This window comes from Haladaptatus sp. AB618 (assembly GCF_024136965.1).
Lineage (GTDB): Archaea > Halobacteriota > Halobacteria > Halobacteriales > Haladaptataceae > Haladaptatus.
Map to the genome: position 1 here is coordinate 45,198 of NZ_JAMYJX010000010.1, position 16,915 is coordinate 62,112.

General features: G+C 57.4%; 15 protein-coding genes. 8 read left to right on the forward strand and 7 right to left on the reverse strand.

Annotated elements, in window-relative coordinates:
* The first annotated feature begins 51 nt into the window (after positions 1-51).
* Positions 52-1,194, forward strand: a complete 1,143-nt coding sequence (locus tag NKF26_RS21325; RefSeq protein ID WP_342766350.1) for a glycosyltransferase family 1 protein — start codon at positions 52-54, stop codon at positions 1,192-1,194.
* A 53-nt stretch (positions 1,195-1,247) separates the two neighbouring features.
* Positions 1,248-2,399 carry a glycosyltransferase family 2 protein gene (locus NKF26_RS21330; RefSeq protein ID WP_253228748.1) on the forward strand — a complete coding sequence of 384 codons (1,152 nt, stop codon included), beginning with the start codon at positions 1,248-1,250 and terminating at the stop codon, positions 2,397-2,399.
* A 17-nt stretch (positions 2,400-2,416) separates the two neighbouring features.
* Here the strand turns inward: NKF26_RS21330 and NKF26_RS21335 are convergent, their stop codons facing one another.
* Both NKF26_RS21335 and aglF read right to left on the reverse strand, forming a co-directional pair.
* The gene (locus tag NKF26_RS21335; protein WP_253228749.1) at positions 2,417-3,331 is read right to left on the reverse strand and encodes an NAD-dependent epimerase/dehydratase family protein; all 915 of its coding nucleotides are present in this window, start codon (positions 3,329-3,331) and stop codon (positions 2,417-2,419) included.
* Positions 3,332-3,458: 127 nt separating this feature from the next.
* Positions 3,459-4,193 (reverse strand): UTP--glucose-1-phosphate uridylyltransferase AglF, encoded by a 735-nt coding sequence (aglF, locus tag NKF26_RS21340; protein ID WP_253228750.1) that lies wholly within the window; start codon positions 4,191-4,193, stop codon positions 3,459-3,461.
* 86 nt (positions 4,194-4,279) lie between these two features.
* On the opposite strand from aglF, the gene aglM reads away from it, so the two are divergent.
* A complete protein-coding gene (aglM, locus tag NKF26_RS21345) occupies positions 4,280-5,572 on the forward strand; it encodes a UDP-glucose 6-dehydrogenase AglM (protein ID WP_253234862.1) in 1,293 nt (430 codons plus the stop codon).
* 310 nt (positions 5,573-5,882) lie between these two features.
* Positions 5,883-7,433, forward strand: coding sequence for an aryl-sulfate sulfotransferase (locus NKF26_RS21350; RefSeq protein WP_253234863.1), 1,551 nt, complete (start codon positions 5,883-5,885; stop codon positions 7,431-7,433).
* A gap of 303 nt (positions 7,434-7,736) precedes the next feature.
* On the opposite strand, the gene NKF26_RS21355 is transcribed toward NKF26_RS21350, so the two are convergent.
* The 3 genes from NKF26_RS21355 to NKF26_RS21365 form a co-directional block, all read right to left on the reverse strand.
* Positions 7,737-9,182 (reverse strand): sugar transferase, encoded by a 1,446-nt coding sequence (locus tag NKF26_RS21355; protein ID WP_253228753.1) that lies wholly within the window; start codon positions 9,180-9,182, stop codon positions 7,737-7,739.
* A gap of 563 nt (positions 9,183-9,745) precedes the next feature.
* Positions 9,746-10,570, reverse strand: coding sequence for an undecaprenyl-diphosphate phosphatase (locus tag NKF26_RS21360; protein ID WP_253234864.1), 825 nt, complete (start codon positions 10,568-10,570; stop codon positions 9,746-9,748).
* Between the two features lie 390 nt (positions 10,571-10,960).
* Positions 10,961-12,388, reverse strand: a complete 1,428-nt coding sequence (locus tag NKF26_RS21365) for an O-antigen ligase (protein ID WP_253228755.1) — start codon at positions 12,386-12,388, stop codon at positions 10,961-10,963.
* A 259-nt stretch (positions 12,389-12,647) separates the two neighbouring features.
* On the opposite strand from NKF26_RS21365, the gene NKF26_RS21370 reads away from it, so the two are divergent.
* A complete protein-coding gene (locus NKF26_RS21370) occupies positions 12,648-13,415 on the forward strand; it encodes an SDR family NAD(P)-dependent oxidoreductase (RefSeq protein ID WP_253228756.1) in 768 nt (255 codons plus the stop codon).
* 55 nt (positions 13,416-13,470) lie between these two features.
* On the forward strand, positions 13,471-13,605 hold the full coding sequence (locus NKF26_RS21375) for a transporter (protein ID WP_253228757.1): 135 nt from the start codon (positions 13,471-13,473) through the stop codon (positions 13,603-13,605).
* A 47-nt stretch (positions 13,606-13,652) separates the two neighbouring features.
* Here NKF26_RS21375 and NKF26_RS21380 read toward each other — a convergent pair whose 3' ends face one another.
* Together NKF26_RS21380 and NKF26_RS21385 are read right to left on the reverse strand one after the other, a co-directional pair.
* Positions 13,653-14,687: an LLM class flavin-dependent oxidoreductase gene (locus NKF26_RS21380; protein WP_253228758.1), complete on the reverse strand. Its 1,035-nt coding sequence runs from the start codon at positions 14,685-14,687 to the stop codon at positions 13,653-13,655.
* Positions 14,688-14,760: 73 nt separating this feature from the next.
* On the reverse strand, positions 14,761-15,117 hold the full coding sequence (locus NKF26_RS21385; RefSeq protein ID WP_253228759.1) for a hypothetical protein: 357 nt from the start codon (positions 15,115-15,117) through the stop codon (positions 14,761-14,763).
* Between the two features lie 609 nt (positions 15,118-15,726).
* Between NKF26_RS21385 and NKF26_RS21390 the strand changes: the two genes are divergently transcribed.
* The gene (locus NKF26_RS21390) at positions 15,727-16,131 is read left to right on the forward strand and encodes a hypothetical protein (protein ID WP_253228760.1); all 405 of its coding nucleotides are present in this window, start codon (positions 15,727-15,729) and stop codon (positions 16,129-16,131) included.
* Between the two features lie 73 nt (positions 16,132-16,204).
* Positions 16,205-16,846: a rod-determining factor RdfA gene (gene rdfA / locus NKF26_RS21395; RefSeq protein ID WP_253228761.1), complete on the forward strand. Its 642-nt coding sequence runs from the start codon at positions 16,205-16,207 to the stop codon at positions 16,844-16,846.
* Positions 16,847-16,915 lie beyond the last annotated feature (69 nt).

Consider the following 16,915-nt stretch of genomic DNA (forward strand, 5'->3'; position numbering starts at 1 on the left):
CCAGTTCGAAGGTAGAATCTATTATGGAGCCACATCAGAAAATAGGGATCGATGAAGATCGGCATTGACGCGCGAACACTCGTCGGGAACATCTCGGGAGTTGGCAACTATCTCGTTAACATCATTGAGTCCGGTGCCTTCGCGGGACAGACACTGTATGCATATTACAACGACCGGACGGACGAATCCCCGGTATCCATCGAAACGCCGGAGGATACCACGCTCGTTTGGCGACCGATCAGTGCCCCTCGTCTGGCGGATGATTTATTAGGTCCTGCCGCTCCCGCCTGGTGGGTGAACGTAACGTTGTTACGAGCACTCAAGCAGGATCGAATAGACGCGTTCTTCGGACCTAACTTCGTCCAGCCCATCCTATTCGACGGACCGAGCGCTATCGTCGTCCATGACATGATTCACCGGACCTATCCGGACGCACACCCCCGGTTGTATCGTATTTACCTCCAAGCATTTCTTGGCAGAGCAGTGAAAAAGGCGGATCGTGTCATCACGGTCTCACACCACTCCGAACGAGATCTCCGGAAGTATCGGGATATCTCACCTGAACGGATCTCTGTAGCACCGGGGGCAGCGAACGACCGATATCGACCACGTGATCTATCGTCGGAAACGTGCGATCGCCTCCAACGGAAGTACGAACTACCCGACCGGTTTCTCCTGTATGTCGGAAACATCGAACCACGGAAGAATCTGGTCACGGTTATCGACGCGCTATCAATGATGGACGACGAAGAGCGCCCTCCTCTCGTGATCGTCGGCAAAGAGCAACTCGCAGACGAAGAGTTCAAAGCGGTGTACCAACGGTGTGGATTCAAGGATCAAATCACCTTTACCGGTTACGTCGCGGAAGAAGATTTGCCCCTCCTGTATAACATGGCACAAATTTTCGTCTTCCCTTCACTTTACGAAGGGTTCGGGCTCCCGGTCTTGGAGGCGATACAATCCGGTACACCGGTCATCACGTCGAATACCTCGTCGCTTCCGGAGGTAGTGGGGGATGCAGCGATCACCGTCGATCCTCGGGACTCCGCTACGATCAGCCAAGCGATCCACGATCTGTGGGAGGATAAGGGCGCACGAGAGGAGTATCGAGAACTCGGCCGGGAACGGGCGACCCAATTTTCGTGGCAACAATCGGCAAAAAAGATCGAACAAACTTGGGACTCGATTTTCTGAATCGGCATCACTATCGCCAACTCTTAACTTATGCTCTCAACAACAATCGAACGATGATCGCACTTTTAGTGTCACTCGTCTTTATTCTCGGCATATTAACGATACTTTACACCTATGTCGGGTATCCACTCGTCCTCATCGTTTTATCGAGGTTCGTGGACCGAAACGATCAGAGGGATAGAACCGTCCGTCCGTCTGTTACTATGATCGTCGCTGCTCACAACGAAGAAGCAGTTATACGAGAAAAAATCGAGAATACACAGGCCATCGAGTATGCCGGTGGGTTTGACTGTATTATCGTCTCGGATTCAACCGATAGGACGGACGCTATCGTCGAACAGCACACCGGGTCTCGGACGAGACTCCTCCCTTTGGAAGAACGACGTGGGAAAAGTTATGCTCTCAACAGAGCAGTTGCTGAGGCGACCGGGGACGTTCTAGTGTTCTCCGACGCCAATACGATGTACGATTCCGATGCCGTAACCGAATTAGTTGCACCACTCGCTGACGACGATGTGGGACTGACGACAGGGTCCCTTCGGTTGGTTGACGCCGAGGGGGAGAGTACGGAGAGCTCGTATTGGAAATACGAACTCGGGATTCGAAAACTCGAATCAAAACTGGGAACGACGGTGAGTGCCAATGGTGGTATGCTCGCGCTACGGCGGGATGATTTCGAACGAATTCCGGAGGCAGCGCTCACGGACGATTTTATCGTGGTCCTACAGCAGGCGAAAAACGGTCGTCGGATCGTATTCGTCGATGCGGCGAAGGCGACCGAACGGACGACGGGAGACTTATGGCAGGAGTACAGACGACGGATCAGGATTGGTGCCGGTAACTACCAGTCCCTCGTTTGGTATCGAACGCTACTCTCCCCTCGCCACGGTCTCGTCGCGTTCGAGTTTTTCTCGCATAAAGTTCTCAGATGGTGTTTGCCTGCGGTGTTATTGCTCGTCCTGCTGTCGAACGCCGCCCTCGCATTACTCGTTCCGTCCTTGCCCGTGATTACGCTACTGGCGGGACAATTAGTTTGCTACGGAGCGGCAGCCGTCGGAATGACGAGTCCGCGCGCACGGTCTTCGACGCTGTTCGGAATTCCGGCGTACTTTCTCAGTATGAACCTCGCTTTCGCGTCCGGGTTCATTCAGTTCTTGTCGGGCACTTCCATCGATATTTGGACATCGACCAGGGATGTCAACTGACCATCCGTCCGCATTCGTCAGTCGATGATCGATTCCAAACCAACGGACAGAGGGACGGTTGCCTCGTATCCCAGCTTTTCACTCGCATTCGAGATGTCAGCTTCGCTCTCCTGGATGTCCCCCGGACGGGGGTCCGTGTGGACGATGTCGGACGACGACCCGGAGACGTCCCGAATCGTCTCGGCGAGTTCGTTTATCGTGACGCTCGTGCCGGTGCCGACGTTGTACGCTTCGCCGACGTGGTCGGTCGTCGCGGCCAGTAGATTGGCCCGTACGACGTCGTCAATGTGGACGAAATCGCGCGTTTGCTCGCCGTCGCCATCGACGGTAATCGGTTCGCCGTTCGTCGCTTGGCGCTTGAAGATGCTGATGACACCGCTGTAATCCCCGCTCGACTGGCGAGGGCCGTAGATGTTGAAATACCTGAGCGCGACGGTCTCCAATCCGTACAGTTCCTCGTAGAGGCGGGCGTAGTGGTCGAGCGCGGATTTCTGCAAACCGTAGGGCGACGAGGGGGAGAACGGTTCGTCCTCCGAAACCGGAATCTCGGTCGGTTGCCCGTAAATCGCACAACTCGAAGCCAGGACGACGCGGGCGTCGTGTTCGCGCGCGCGTTCGAGCAGCGCGAGCGTCGCGTCGAGGTTCACTTCGTTCGCCGATATCGGGTCCTCGACGGACTGCTGAACGCTCACGACACCCGCTTCGTGGAATATCAGGTCGACATCTTCCGTTGCACGTCGGAGGGTCTCGGAATCGCGGATATCGCCTTCGATGAGTGTCGCGTCGTCGTTTACGTTGGAGCGCTTCCCGGTGCTGAAGTCATCGAGGATTCGGACGTCGTTCTCCCGAACGAGTGCATCGACGAGATGGCTGCCGACGAATCCCGCACCGCCGGTGACGAGGACGGTTTTAGAGGCTGGTGTATGGACCATTCACCTTTGTATGAATCTCCCTCTTTTAAATCCGTTTCCTATGTCGGATAGTTTTCACGATATCTGTGGTGGTACCGGTTCGACGGATCGGTGGCTAATCGACATAGCAACGACGGTACGAAGTGGCCTACGCGGACGAACTAACCGCTTCTTCGTCCGAGAGTCGCTTCTCCGCCTCGTCGCGGTCCTCGGGATAGCCGACGTCGATGCGCCATCCATCCATGCGAATCGCATCGATGGTACGACCGCTCCTGATGAGGAGGTCGATGGCCTCGCTGATCTCGTACTCGCCGCGGTTCGACGGTTGGACGAGATGGCAGGCGTGGAAAATCGCCGGGGAGAACGTGTAGAACCCGGTCATCACGAGGTTCGATGGTGGGTCCTCGGGCTTTTCGACGACGTCCGTGATTTCGCCGTAGTCGTTGGTGTCACAGACGCCGAATCGACTTGCCTCCTCGTACGGTACCTCTTCGGTGAGGAACGCGGCATCCGCTCGGTCCTCTTGCTGCCGACGAACCACGTCTTCGAGGTTCGCGTCGAAGATGTTGTCGCCCAGAATCAGCATGAAGTCGTCGTCGATGTGTTCCTCGACGGTCAACAGCGCGTGTGCGAGTCCCTTCTGTTCCCGCTGATGGGTGTAGGTGATCGGAATCCCATCGAACTCGTCGTCGTAGTAGCTGATGATGTCTTCTTTGCGATAGCCGACGACGACGATGAACTCCTCGGCGCCGAGTTCGGCGAGACGCTCGAAGCAGTGAGTGACGATCGGTTTGCCGTTCACCTCGACCAAGCCCTTCGGCTTGTCGTTCGTGAGGGGTCGAAGACGGGTACCCTTGCCAGCCGCCAGGACGACAGCTTTCATACTTCTTAAGCTGAATTCAAGACATAAATACCTTTAGACGAATAATACACTAAGTTTCAAGGAAGCTGGAGTTAGTACCCTTGTTAATGAAGCTTAGCATCGTCGGGAGTGGGTACGTGGGAACGACGGTCGCCTCCTGTTTCGCCGACCTCGGACACTCGGTCACCAACATTGACATCGACGAGGGCATCGTCGAACAGCTCAACGACGGACGGGCCCCCATCCACGAACCCGGATTGGACGACCTCGTCGCCGAGCACGGTGGAACCCGACTCACGGCGACGACGGACTACGGTGCAGTCCGCGAAACCGACGCGACGTTCCTCGCGCTACCGACCCCGTCCCGTCCGGACGGTAGTATCGACACGTCGATCATCGAGGCGGGAGCGCGTTCGCTCGGCGAGGCGTTGGAGTCGAAAGACGACTATCACCTCGTCGTCGTCAAGAGTACCGTCGTTCCCGGAACAACCGAGGACGTACTCGGGTCCATCATCGAGGACGCCTCGGGCAAGACCCGAGGGGAGGACTTCGACGTGGCGATGAACCCCGAATTCCTCCGTGAGGGGTGTGCGGTGGATGATTTCCTCGGTCCGGACAAAGTGGTCCTCGGAACGGAGAACGAACGTGCGAACGAACGGTTGTCGGCGGTTTTCGAACCGCTTATCGTATCGTCCGATCCCGCTGTGGTCGAAACCGGTATCCGCGAGGCGGAGATGATCAAGTACGCGAACAACGCGTTCCTCGCCACGAAGGTTAGCCTCGTCAACGAACTCGGAAACATCTGCAAGGAGTACGACGTTGACGCCTACGAGGTCATGGACGCGATCGGATTGGACGACCGTATCGGCGAGCGATTCCTTCGCAGCGGCGTCGGATGGGGTGGAAGCTGTTTCCCGAAGGACACGGCCGCGTTGGTCGCCGCCGCCCACGAGAAGGGATACGAACCGTCCCTCGTCGAAGCGGCCATCGAAGTGAACGAGAAACAGCCCAAGCGGTTGCTCGAACTGCTCGAAGACCACGTCCCGCTTCAGGGCAAGCACATTGCGGTGCTCGGACTCGCGTTCAAACCGGGAACCGACGACGTTCGTAACTCCCGTGCGATTCCGATCATCGAAGGGTTACAGGACGGCGGCGCGACCGTCGTGGCGTACGACCCCGTGGCGACCGAAAACATGCGCGAACACTTCCCCGATATCGAGTACGTCGATTCCGCGCGGACGGTGCTCGATGGGGCGGACGGGGCGCTCGTCGTTACCGATTGGGACGAGTTCGCCGCGTTGGACGACGAGTTCGATTCGATGCGGGATCAGGTCGTCGTGGACGGCCGTCGTATCGTTCAGCGCCGCGAGGGTATCGTCTACGAGGGTCTCACCTGGTGATCCCGAACGGGGTTCGTTTCGCTGTCGGAATCAGTTACTGACGAACGCTTTTTTCGAATCTCGGACGTTCGGTGTCGTCACCGTTATTGCAGGGGAATCGTCTCTCCCGATTCTATATTCCAGTATCCATTTAAATATTCGAAATTCTGTCTCGTGACACGCATGTTTAACACAATTCCAGTATTCTTGGAGAAAACTACTTCTATCGGTGTTGTAATGAATACCCATGAGATCGTACGGGATGCCAGTCTCAACGAAAAATACGCTTCGTATCGTAGCCGTTCTGTTGATCATCACCCTCTTGGTCCCAGTGGCGTTTACAGCCCTCACGACGAATAAGGCGCTCGCAACGGACGGGGAACTACGGGAGAACGCACAGAACGTCACGTTCATCTCCACGCAAGGAGGGTCGACGCACGTCTACAAACACGCCGGTAAACTCGTGGCCGTCCAAACCGATACGAAACGGCTCATCTGGAAGCACGACAAGTATCGCCGGTACATGGATATCGATCCGATCGGACGGGATCGTATTTTGTTCGTCGCCGGTGAACAAACCGGCCCGAACCAGTTTCAGCGCGTTGCCGTACTGATGAACTGGCGCAACGGCACCGAGTTGGAGAAGTTCGATGTTCCGTTCGATACGCACGATATCGATTATCTGGGGGGCCACCGTTATGCAATCGCTGATAAGAGACACGACCGAGCGTATATCTACAATTCCCGAACGAACCGGACGACGTGGGAATACAAATTCAAAAATCACTACCCGAAGAGCGCAGGTGGCGGCAGGACTCATTTGAACAACATCGCGCTGGGCAACAACGGTACGTCCGTCGTTCTCAGCCCTCGCAACTACGACCGAGTCATTCAGGTCGATAAAAAAACGAAGAAGACGGACTGGACGCTGGGACACGAGGACGATTACGACATTCTCTACGAGCAACACAATCCGCTCGTCCTCACGCGTGACCCGCTGACGGTGCTCGTCGCGGACAGCGAGAACAACCGGATCGTCGAGTACCAGCGGTCGGACGGAGAGTGGAAGCTTACCTGGGGCTATCGAGGCGACCTCCTTTGGCCGCGCGATGCGGATCGACTTCCGAACGGAAACACGCTCATCGGCGACACGCTCAACGACCGAGCCATCGAGGTCACCCCGGATCGAAAGATAGTCTGGGAGTATCACGTCGAGCGCTCCGTCTACGACGTGGAACGGCTCCAGTACGGTGACGAACCGACCGGGCCGACCATGGCGAGCCAGCGTGACAGGTTTGACGAGGTCATGCCGTCGAAGGAGGATTCCAAGTTGGCCTTCCTGTCGTCGTTCGAAAAGTCGTATCGAAAGTCGTTCCAAATACTCACGTGGGTGCTCCCGGACTGGGTGACCATCCGCGAGTACGGGTTCCTCCTCTCCGCGACGATGTTGGCCCTCGGTTGGGTCGCCACCGAATCGCTGTACGCCGTTCCGCTATCGCGACTTCGGGACGCCACTGTCGTCGATCGATTCGCTGCGAGTACAACCCGGCTTCCGACCGCTCGACTCGCGACGGGTGTCGCGGCCGCCGCTGTACTGATGGGTCTCAGTCTGATCGTCCTCCTTCCGGTTTCCGGCGGGCAGACGACCCTCTATTTCGGTCTCGGACTGCTGTTGCTGACACGGGGAATCGGAACGCCGACACCGTTTGACGAGGTAATCCCCCGAAGGATCAGAGCGGCGGTAGCAGTCGGTGCGTATCTGTGTTCCCTCCTCGGTGCGGTCGGGTTCATCGCGCTCGCGGTCACCCGCCCCGATTCCGGCTTGGTGTATGCGGGCTTCGCGGCGCTCCTCCTGTTGACGACCGTGAATCGAGCGAGATAACGAACGGACCCTTTTCGACCCGTCTTTTTCGAAATACGCTTCCTTCGTCCACTGAATCGTGTGTTCCTCCCTCCGGATCGTGTGTTCCTCCCTCCGGAAAACGAACGCGTGACACGTCCAGTGGTACGTGGCGTCATCGGCGAACGACGAGCGACGAACGAAAGGGGGTGACGCCGTCGTAACCGGTGCGGAGTTCACGCTAACAGAGCTGATGCGGAGTTCATGCGAAAAAGACTGCACCGGGGAATGAGCGGTGATAAACACTCGTGGAAACGACACGAGAAGTCGCGACGTGTCGTCGAACTACTGCTCGTCTTCGCCACTGACGAGGTCTCCAACGTCCCTGACCACTCCCCACAGCTGTCGAACCACGATTTGTACGTCGAACCAGAACGACTGCCGTCGGATGTATTCGATGTCGTATCGGAGTTTCTTGGCCGGTTCGTGCCCAGTTGCGTCGCTGATCTGTGCGAGACCGGTCAAACCGGGCTTGATGAACCATCGTTTTCTCCATTCGACGACGCCCGTTTCGATATCGGTGTCCAGTTCCGGTCGCTCCGGCCGGGGACCGACGACGCTCATATCTCCCGCCAGAATCGACCACAGTTGTGGAATCTCGTCCAAGTGAGTCCGTCGGAGGATTTTCCCCACACGCGTGACGCGAGGGTCGACTTCCCCCTTGTCCTCTTCGCTTAATTTTGCGCCCGTTCCGGCTTCCGCGTCGGTAACCATACTCCGGAACTTGTACACCTGAAACGTGCCGCCGAACTCCGCGGTTCGTGCCTGGCTGTAGAACACGGGACCGGAGCTGTCGAGTTTGACCGCCAGCGCGATGAGTCCGAGGAGCGGGGCGAACAGGAGGAGACTGCTGGCTGCGAACAGAATGTCGAACGACCGCTTCAGGAGGTAATCCTGCCAGTCCCACGGTTCGAGTGCGATTTCGATGAATTCGTCGTCTTCCGTCGCCTCCGCCTTGGTGAGAACGCTGTCTATCTGTCTGCGGGGTGCCTTAGCGGTGACGCCGTGTTTGTAACACGTGTCGAGCGCACCGAAGAACTCAGCTCGGTCGGTGGTCGAGAACGCCAGGATGGCGGTATCGACGCTGTTTTCGAGCAGGACGTCCTCCAACCGGGAAAGTCCACCGAGCCGTTCCACGCCCGCCAACGGTTGTTCCGTGCCGCCGTCCGGGGCGACTTGCTCTCGTTCCCGCTCCGTGATTTCGGCCCCGCTCAACGGCGAAACGTACCCCAACACGGGTGTGTTGATAACAGTGAGAACGTCCCGAATGTAGCGGATGTCGTCCCCGATGATGATGGGACAGTCGGTTTTAATGGCTGGTCGTCGGCGGATGGTAACGAACAGAAGCGGGAGGAGAACGCAGAGTAACGCGGCGACGATGATGAGCGTCGAGCGCGGGAGCCGATACGTATAGTCGAAGTAGCCTATCGTTGCGAGCCCGAGAACTGCGATGAGGAGCCGTTTTTCGGTGACGAACAGGGTGTCGAGTATCCGCCGCGGACGCGGCTTGTACATCGGGGCAAGGCACGCCGTAACGACGAAGACCGTGAGGACCCCGGCGATACCGATCTGCGTCGGTGGCAGTTGCACCGCCTGGAGCTGGTCGATTATCGGGAACGTGGTCGTTACGAACCCCTGTATCGAGGAGCTATTGGCGACGATGACCGCAACGGAGACGAAAAGGATCGTTCCCGTGATACTCGTGAAACGATAACGAAATCCGGAGGGCATTATTTAACTGACGTAGGTATTACAAAGTCATAAATGCTACGTCCAATTAACGCTTGTAATCATTTTTGGATCTATTATAATAAATAGAGTAGTTATTTGATAGATATTCATATGTTATTCTTCGTTATGATTGGACGGGTTGACTCTCGTCGGCTTTATCAGCGTCACGAAACGGGAGGTCGGATGTACTCGGTAATCTCTCCCTACACATCCGTAGAGGAATCATTACAATAGTGATCATCAGCGTTCATCATAATTAAGACATGAACGCGAACGTGGATACTACTCGGTCTTCGGGGTATTACCCGTTCTGGAAGGGATACCTCCTTGCAGGGATCTTGTCAATCGTTTTGTGGCTTCCCTTCATTGGTCTCCTCGTTCTCTAGGGGCGTGGAAGCGGGTGGACCGTCGGACGAAAATCGTGATTTAGATATTACATAAATACTATCTTGGATGAACCGAGATACTACAACGAAACGATGACGAGGGATGAAGCGTTGATTGCCATCGGAATCATTCTCGGCGTGTTCGGACTCGGGTATACGATAATCGGAATTTGAGAATCACAGGGTAAAGAGGAACACGCCACCGAGGACTGCGAGCGTTCCGATACCGACGCACACGGCCCAGAAGGACACTCGTTCGACGACCCGTAGTAGGGCATCGATGGTGAGGTAGCCGATAACGGCACTGGTTCCGATAGCGATGACCGCGGCTTTCAGTGAAACGGTCGGGAGCGCCCCCGTCTTGAGGACTACCAACATTCCGGCACCCGCCGCCGCCGGAATGCTCAGCAGAAACGAGAGGCGAAATGCGTTCACGCCGTCGTATCCCCGGAAGAGGAGCGTTCCGGCGGTCGTCCCCGACCGTGAAACGCCCGGAAGGATGGACAGGCCTTGCATACTTCCGACGAGCACTGCATCCCGCAGCGTTGGCGTTTCTCGGTTCCCCAGTTCGAATCGGTCGGCGGTGCGAAGCAGAATACCGGTTCCGATCAGCAGGACGCCGATGAGCGCCACGAATCCGCCGCCAGCGAGGTCCGAGACGACTGCGTCGAGGGTTGCGTACGCGAGGATGCCGACGATACCCGACGCGAACGTTCCGACGACGATAAACGACAGTTCGGCTTGCCGTTCATCGAACGCCGAACGCGGACGCCACGTCGGAAGCGATTCGAGGACGCGTTGTATCTCGCCGCGATAGTACACGGTCGCCGCGATAGCCGTTCCGAGGTGCAGAAAGAGCGAAAACTGAAGGGCCGCTTCCGGTTGTTTTCCCATCGCACGGAGAAACAGAGTGATATTACCCTCGCTCGATATTGGTAGCCATTCGAAAATTCCCTGCAGAATACCCGTTACAAATGCAATTACGAGGGAGGTATCGACCATTACGTGGGAATATTTGTCGAGGACTATAGGCGATTCGGTTTCTGTCGTTTCCCGTTAGTTCGACGAAGATACACAATGATATACTGATTACCTGTTCGATTAAAACTTCAGTGTGGGTCGAGCGTGCCGTCTGTCTACTTAATGACTGTCCATGTTAACCCTACAAGAGATAAGTCTGTGAACGTAAATTGGTACTATAGATGGCGATCGCAGGCCCTAAGTTAGAACTCCCAGAATTCGCCGGTTTCTGGACCGCATTCCTCCTTTCGGTACTCGTTTCCCTGTTCCTGTGGGCCGCAATATTTCGATTACTCTAATCCTTTTACCAATCTTGAATTGGTGTTGGTTTCGGAGAAGTATCGAATAAACAAGATCGTGGTTTGAATTCGCTCAGTCTCGATAGCCGCAGATGAGATAGCCGAACACGAGCGCCGAGAGGACCGACCCGATTTCGGTGTTGAATAGCGTGTACGCTTCGAACATCTGATGGACCGCGAATCCGAACGCGAACGCGAGCATCGCAACGTCGACGCTGTCCCGCCGGACGATTCCTTCGAGGATGCTTCCCCCGACGAGTGTGAGGTACGCGAGCCCGCCTACCACACCGACCTGGAGGAATATCTCCACGTATGAGTTGTGCGGGGAGCGTCCACGCATCCTCTCGACGGAAATGAACGGAGCGATGACGTCGTGCGTGTTGACGACCCCGTATCCGATCGGTGACGGAGCGTGGTAGACGGCCCGAACGCCGGCTTTCCAGAGAACGAATCGGCCGCTCGCGTCTATCGGCAGTACCGAGAAGAGAATCCCACCGAGGAACAGAATCGTTATCGCTCCCAAACCGACGACGGTGAATGGGAGACTTCTACGGTCGAAAGCCAGGTATCCGACGTAAATGATAGATGCCAGGCCGAACGCGAGCCACGATGATCGGGAGTAAGAGAGGACGAGGGCGACGACGTTCAACAGCAGGAGCGGTATCGCCACCGAGGCCGCGACGTACCGCCTGTGTCGTACGGAATCGCTCGCCAACACGAGCGCCCCGAACGCGCCCGCGAAGGCGACGATTCCGGTGGTGTTCGGGTTCGCGAATATCGACTGGAGGAAATGGGTTTGACCGAAGAGCGGGAGGCCGAACGTCGCTTGAAACAGTTGGATTTGCAGCCACGACAGTTGGTAGTCCCCGATCATGTACGCCGGAAGACCCACCACGGCAGCGAATGCGGAGATGAGCGATACGGCCCAGAGGAAGACGTTACGATTGACGTATCTCGGCAGGAAAAAGAGGCTCAGTCCGAAGATGAGCGCCACGTACACGACGAACGAGGCTTTCGTCGATCCGGCACTCATTTCCTTGACGTGATAGAAAAACACCCCAAGCAACACCGAATACGCGCCGATGAACAGCGCCCGACTTCGAACGAACTCCACGAGGCGATGGCCGAGAATCGGGTACAGAACGTACAGTAAGAAGACGAAAGCGACTTGGAAAGTCCGTCCGTCCGGCGGGATGTATTTGTTGTGTTGTCGCAGGAGGACGAACGTCAGCAGTATCAGTACGCACACTTGCGCGATATGTAGCCACAAGTTCCGGTCCCGGTTGTAATAACTGTACATGAGCAACAAAACCGGAGCGAGGTAGAGATAGAGCATGTCGATATGAAACGACCCGTACTGTTCGGGTGCGTTCGGCACGCGAAGGAGAACCACGACGAAGAGGAGTGGTATCAAAAGCAGTTGGAGCAGGGCTATCGGTTGAAACTCGTCGGTAAGGGGATTCAGGGAGACAGAAGTCTTTCGTTGGTTACGGATACTCATTGGTTTGATCCTCGCTATCGGTACTACCGTTGAACCATAGCATAAAAAGAGTATTTCTTTGCCTTTTTATATAATTTAGGAATAACTAAACATGACACATCTCAAATATTCGATTGTGAACACAGGAACGAAGGCGTACACCCGGAGGTATCGCTCATCGTGGAAAACCCCCTGTTTGTGCTCACTTTGATGAGTGAACGTCGATGGAGATGTGTATTCCACACAAAGTTAATCCGGTCTGTCGTCCTGTTTTCACACGATGTCGAACGAACTATTCGATTTGGAAGGGGAAGTCGTGGTCGTGACCGGCGGAACGCGGGGTATCGGGCTCGCCATCGCGCAGGCGTTCGCCGACGCTGGTGCGGCCGTCGTTCCCACGTCCCGTAGCGAGGAGGCCGTCGATGCCGCCGTCGAGGACGTCCGAAATCGTGGCGCGGATTCTCTGGCGTCGCCCGTCGATGTCGCCGACGAGGACGACATTACGAAACTGTTCGACCGCGTGGAGTCGGAACTCGGCGGTGCCGATATCGTCGTGAACAACGCCGGATTCAACCCGGACGACGCGCTCGGTAAGCCAGAGGACATCTCCGCAGACGCCTTCGATTCGGTGATGGACGTCAACCTCCGCGGTGCGTTCCTCTGTTCGAAACACGCTGCAGAGCGGTTACACGAATCGGGCGGGAGCGTCATCAACATCGCCAGTGTCGGCGGGATGGTCGGCCTCCCGCGCCAGCATCCGTACGTCGCGTCGAAACACGGCCTCGTCGGACTCACGCGCAGCCTCGCGCTCGACTGGGCACCGACCGTCCGGGTGAACGCCGTCGCTCCGGGCTACGTCAGCACCGACCTCACCGAGGGCCTCGAAGCGAACGACCGACTCCGACAGTCGATCATCGACCGAACCCCGATCGACCGCTTCGCGGAACCCGAGGAAATCGCCGCACCGGTCCTCTTTCTCGCCAGCGACGCCGCCTCGTTCGTCACCGGAAGCTGTCTCACCGTGGACGGCGGCTGGACGGCGCAGTGAAGGGGACAGGAGTTCCGCCACAACTCCTATCCGCTGGTCGCTGGTATCCGACGGTATGGTTCGACTCTCTTCGACGGTGATCCTCGCCGGTATCGTCCTGTTGCTCATCCCGATTCCCCCCATCGCGACGATTCTCGGGATACTCACCCTCGCCCTCGGAGCCGTGCTTCGATTCATGTTCGACATGTAGTGGGGCGAGGCGCGTTTCCCCGTTATCGTGAGGCGCGATTTACCCGGTTACCGTGGCGTCAATCCGACCGCGTCCGCGAGCAGTTCGTGTGACCGGAGTTCGTCTTCCTGGTTCGCGAACTGGTTCTGCACGATGACTTCCTCGACACCGGTTTGATCGGCCATCTGGTCCAACAGACCGCGGACGGTGTCGGGACTGCCGGAGATTTGGCGCGGCCATTCGTGCGGAACGATGGTGTCCGGCGTTGGGTCGGGGACGCCACCGAGTTCGTCGATAGCCGTCTCGACCGAGTAGATCGGGTCCTCGCTCACGCGGCCCTGCTGCAGTCGCTGTCGGGTCGCCTCCGGGACCGCGCGAAGCCGTGCCGCCTCCTCGTCCGTCTCGGCACAGGTGACGTTCACCGCGATCATGCCGTACGGTTCGTCCGGTCCCGCACCGTTCGGCGACGGCTGGAAGTGGTCCCGATACACCTCGAACGCCCGGACTGCGGGCTTGGGTCTGATGAACGACGCAAAGCAGTAGCGCAGCCCCAATTCGCCCGCGACCGCCGCGCTCGACGGGCTGGAGCCGAGCACCCAGACGTCCGGAATTCCGTCGCGTGAGCGCGCGACGGACAACTGCTTGAAGGGGTTGTCGTCGTCGAAGCCGCCGTAGAGGTACTTCGTCACTTCGTCTATCTTTTCGGCGTGGTCGTTCGGGTTCCGCTGTTGGCTCCGCTCGTTCTGGAGCGCGAAGTCCGAGACCGGATTCCCCGTCGCGCGTCCGAGTCCGAGGTCGATGCGGTCCGGGGCGAGCGCGTCGAGGACGCCGAACGTTTCGGCCACCTTGTACGGGCTGTAGTGATTCAGAAGTACCGTCCCGGACCCGACGCGGATATCGGACGTTTGGGCGGCCAAATGGGAAATCAGCACTTCGGGCGTCGTACTGGCGAGCCGGTCGGTGAAGTCGTGGTGTTCGGCCACCCAGAATCGAGAGTATCCGAGCCGTTCGGCGTGCTGTGCGCGTTCGAGCGTGTTTTCGAACGCCTCCGTCGCCGTGCCGTCCTCCGGAATCGGCGCGAGGTCCACGAGCGATAGTTCCATACTCGGGATTACCGCGCGAAACGGATAACCGTGACTTCCCCGGAAGTTTCAGTGTCGGAGTTCAGTTATCCGATTACCGGGAAAACAGCTGTCGGAGGCGGTCCAGCAGTCCAGTCGATATCGACAGTTCGCGGGCGATTTCGTTCACCTCCTCGTCGGAGAACTGCGAGTCCCGACGCGCATCCGCGACCCATTTCTCCCACTCCGATTCCGAGAGGGTCCCCCGCGAATCGCTCTCCCACTGGTCTTCGAGCGCTTCCCGGTCGGCGAAGGGAATGTCCATTCCACTGTCGCCCCAGTAGAGCGGTGCGAGTTCGAACTCGTACTCGTCGTCGTCCACGAAGCGAACCCGATATGGGTAGCCGTTGTAGAGGATGAGGTCGTCCTCCGTGACCGTCTCCCCGTTCGGAAGCCGTAGCGTGCGTGTCATCTACTTGCCGACGAGTACGTGAGCGAGACTTTTGTTCGTTCGCATGCGTGACCCGACCACAACTCGGTACGATCCGTTCCCGGAACCCCGCCGACCGTCCATGCGACACGGAACGCATCCATCGGATGGCGTTGCTACCAGTGGCAGAGCTAGGTTAATGTGTGATTGAATGCATATATTCGAAAGCGATTATTTCTGTGATGAATATTGCCCGTATCCCGTTTTTGTACCGTGAAAATATTTGGAAATTATGATCCCTCAAGGTGGGGTTTCTACACTGTGTACGGTCGTTGCTACTCGTTTCAGTGGTCACCGACCGACGCAACTTGAACTGGATTCGAGCATTCGGACCATCCAGTCCGAGCTAAGCTTGGCCAGAAGCGGTGGAAGGTGTGAATTTCGTCCAAACCCGCCCTGACCATACGATATGATCGGTTCAGATCCCTAAACTGACAATATTATGGTCATTTGCAGCATCAATAAAATTCTTGAAAGATGATCCGTAGATCGTTGATGGAACCGGAAATCACGTGCATTCGCCGACGGGTGGTGAGTTAGTTTCACATGCAAGCCCAGGCCTTAGACGAGTTCGACCGCTGCTAGATAACGATGTTCGGACCACTCACTATCGGGAAGAAGGCGGCAAAGTTCGGCTACAAACGATACGGAATTCCGGGTGCGGTCGCCGCCGGAGGGACCGGTGTCCTCGGATATATCGCCGTACGACGCGCCGTCAAATCGGTCGTGAAGCGGAAGGATGTCGGCGGAGCCGTCGATGCGGGTACGATACAGTCGGCCGTCGAGGAAGACGGACTCGACGCTGTCACCGACCGTGAAACGCTCGAATCCGCGATCGACGAGGAGAAGCTCGGTTCGGCCATCGACATCGAAGACGTCCAGACGGCGACGGAGGAGGAGACGGACGAAATCAACGACGTGCAGGCGGACGAGGGAGGCGAAAAAGAAGAAAATAACGACCCGAACTCGGACGACAAATCCGCTGACGAATCGTGAACGCGACCTTCGGTCGACGGTGGACTCGCTCAGTCGGTACGCTTTTGCGCTTCTATCGTCCTACTGTCTACTAATGACCGACGGCGGAACCAAAGCCGAGGAAAAGGTGCCGAACAGCAAGGTTGCGCGGGTACTCCGCGAGTACGATCTCTCGGGCTTCGACGAGGAACTGGTGCATCGTTGGACCGCGGACGGAGAAGAGCGACGTAGCCTTCGACAGTTGGCCGACGACGTGAACCGGGAACTGGTTCGAGTCGCGATGGAGAACGCCGGAATGACGATTCTCGACGGCGACGTGCCGAACACGTATCGACTCCTCACCGACGACGACGTGAGCGCGGGGATGCGAACCGAGGCCGAAACCACCCTCCAGCGCGAGGGCGTGGACGTCGAGCGCCTCCGTTCCGATTTCGTCTCACATCAGGCCGTCCACACCTACCTCACGAAACGGCGCGGCGCGGAGAGTCCCGACACGCCGTCCGACGAGGAATCCGTGGAACGCGGCGCGGAGACGATCCGACGACTTCGGAGTCGGACGGCGGCCGTCAGCGAGAAGACGCTCCGGACGCTTCGGGACACCGACCGGATTTCGCTCGGTTCGTTCGACGTACTGGTCGACGTTCGCCTGTTCTGTGAGGACTGCGGAAAGCAGTACGATGCGGTCGAACTGATTGAATCGGGCGGTTGTGACTGCGGAAACGACGAAGAGGCGTAGCTTCTCTCGTTTTCCCGATACCGTTCTCCCAACCTTCAGTGGCGCGTCCGGCGGGTTTTATAATTCAGC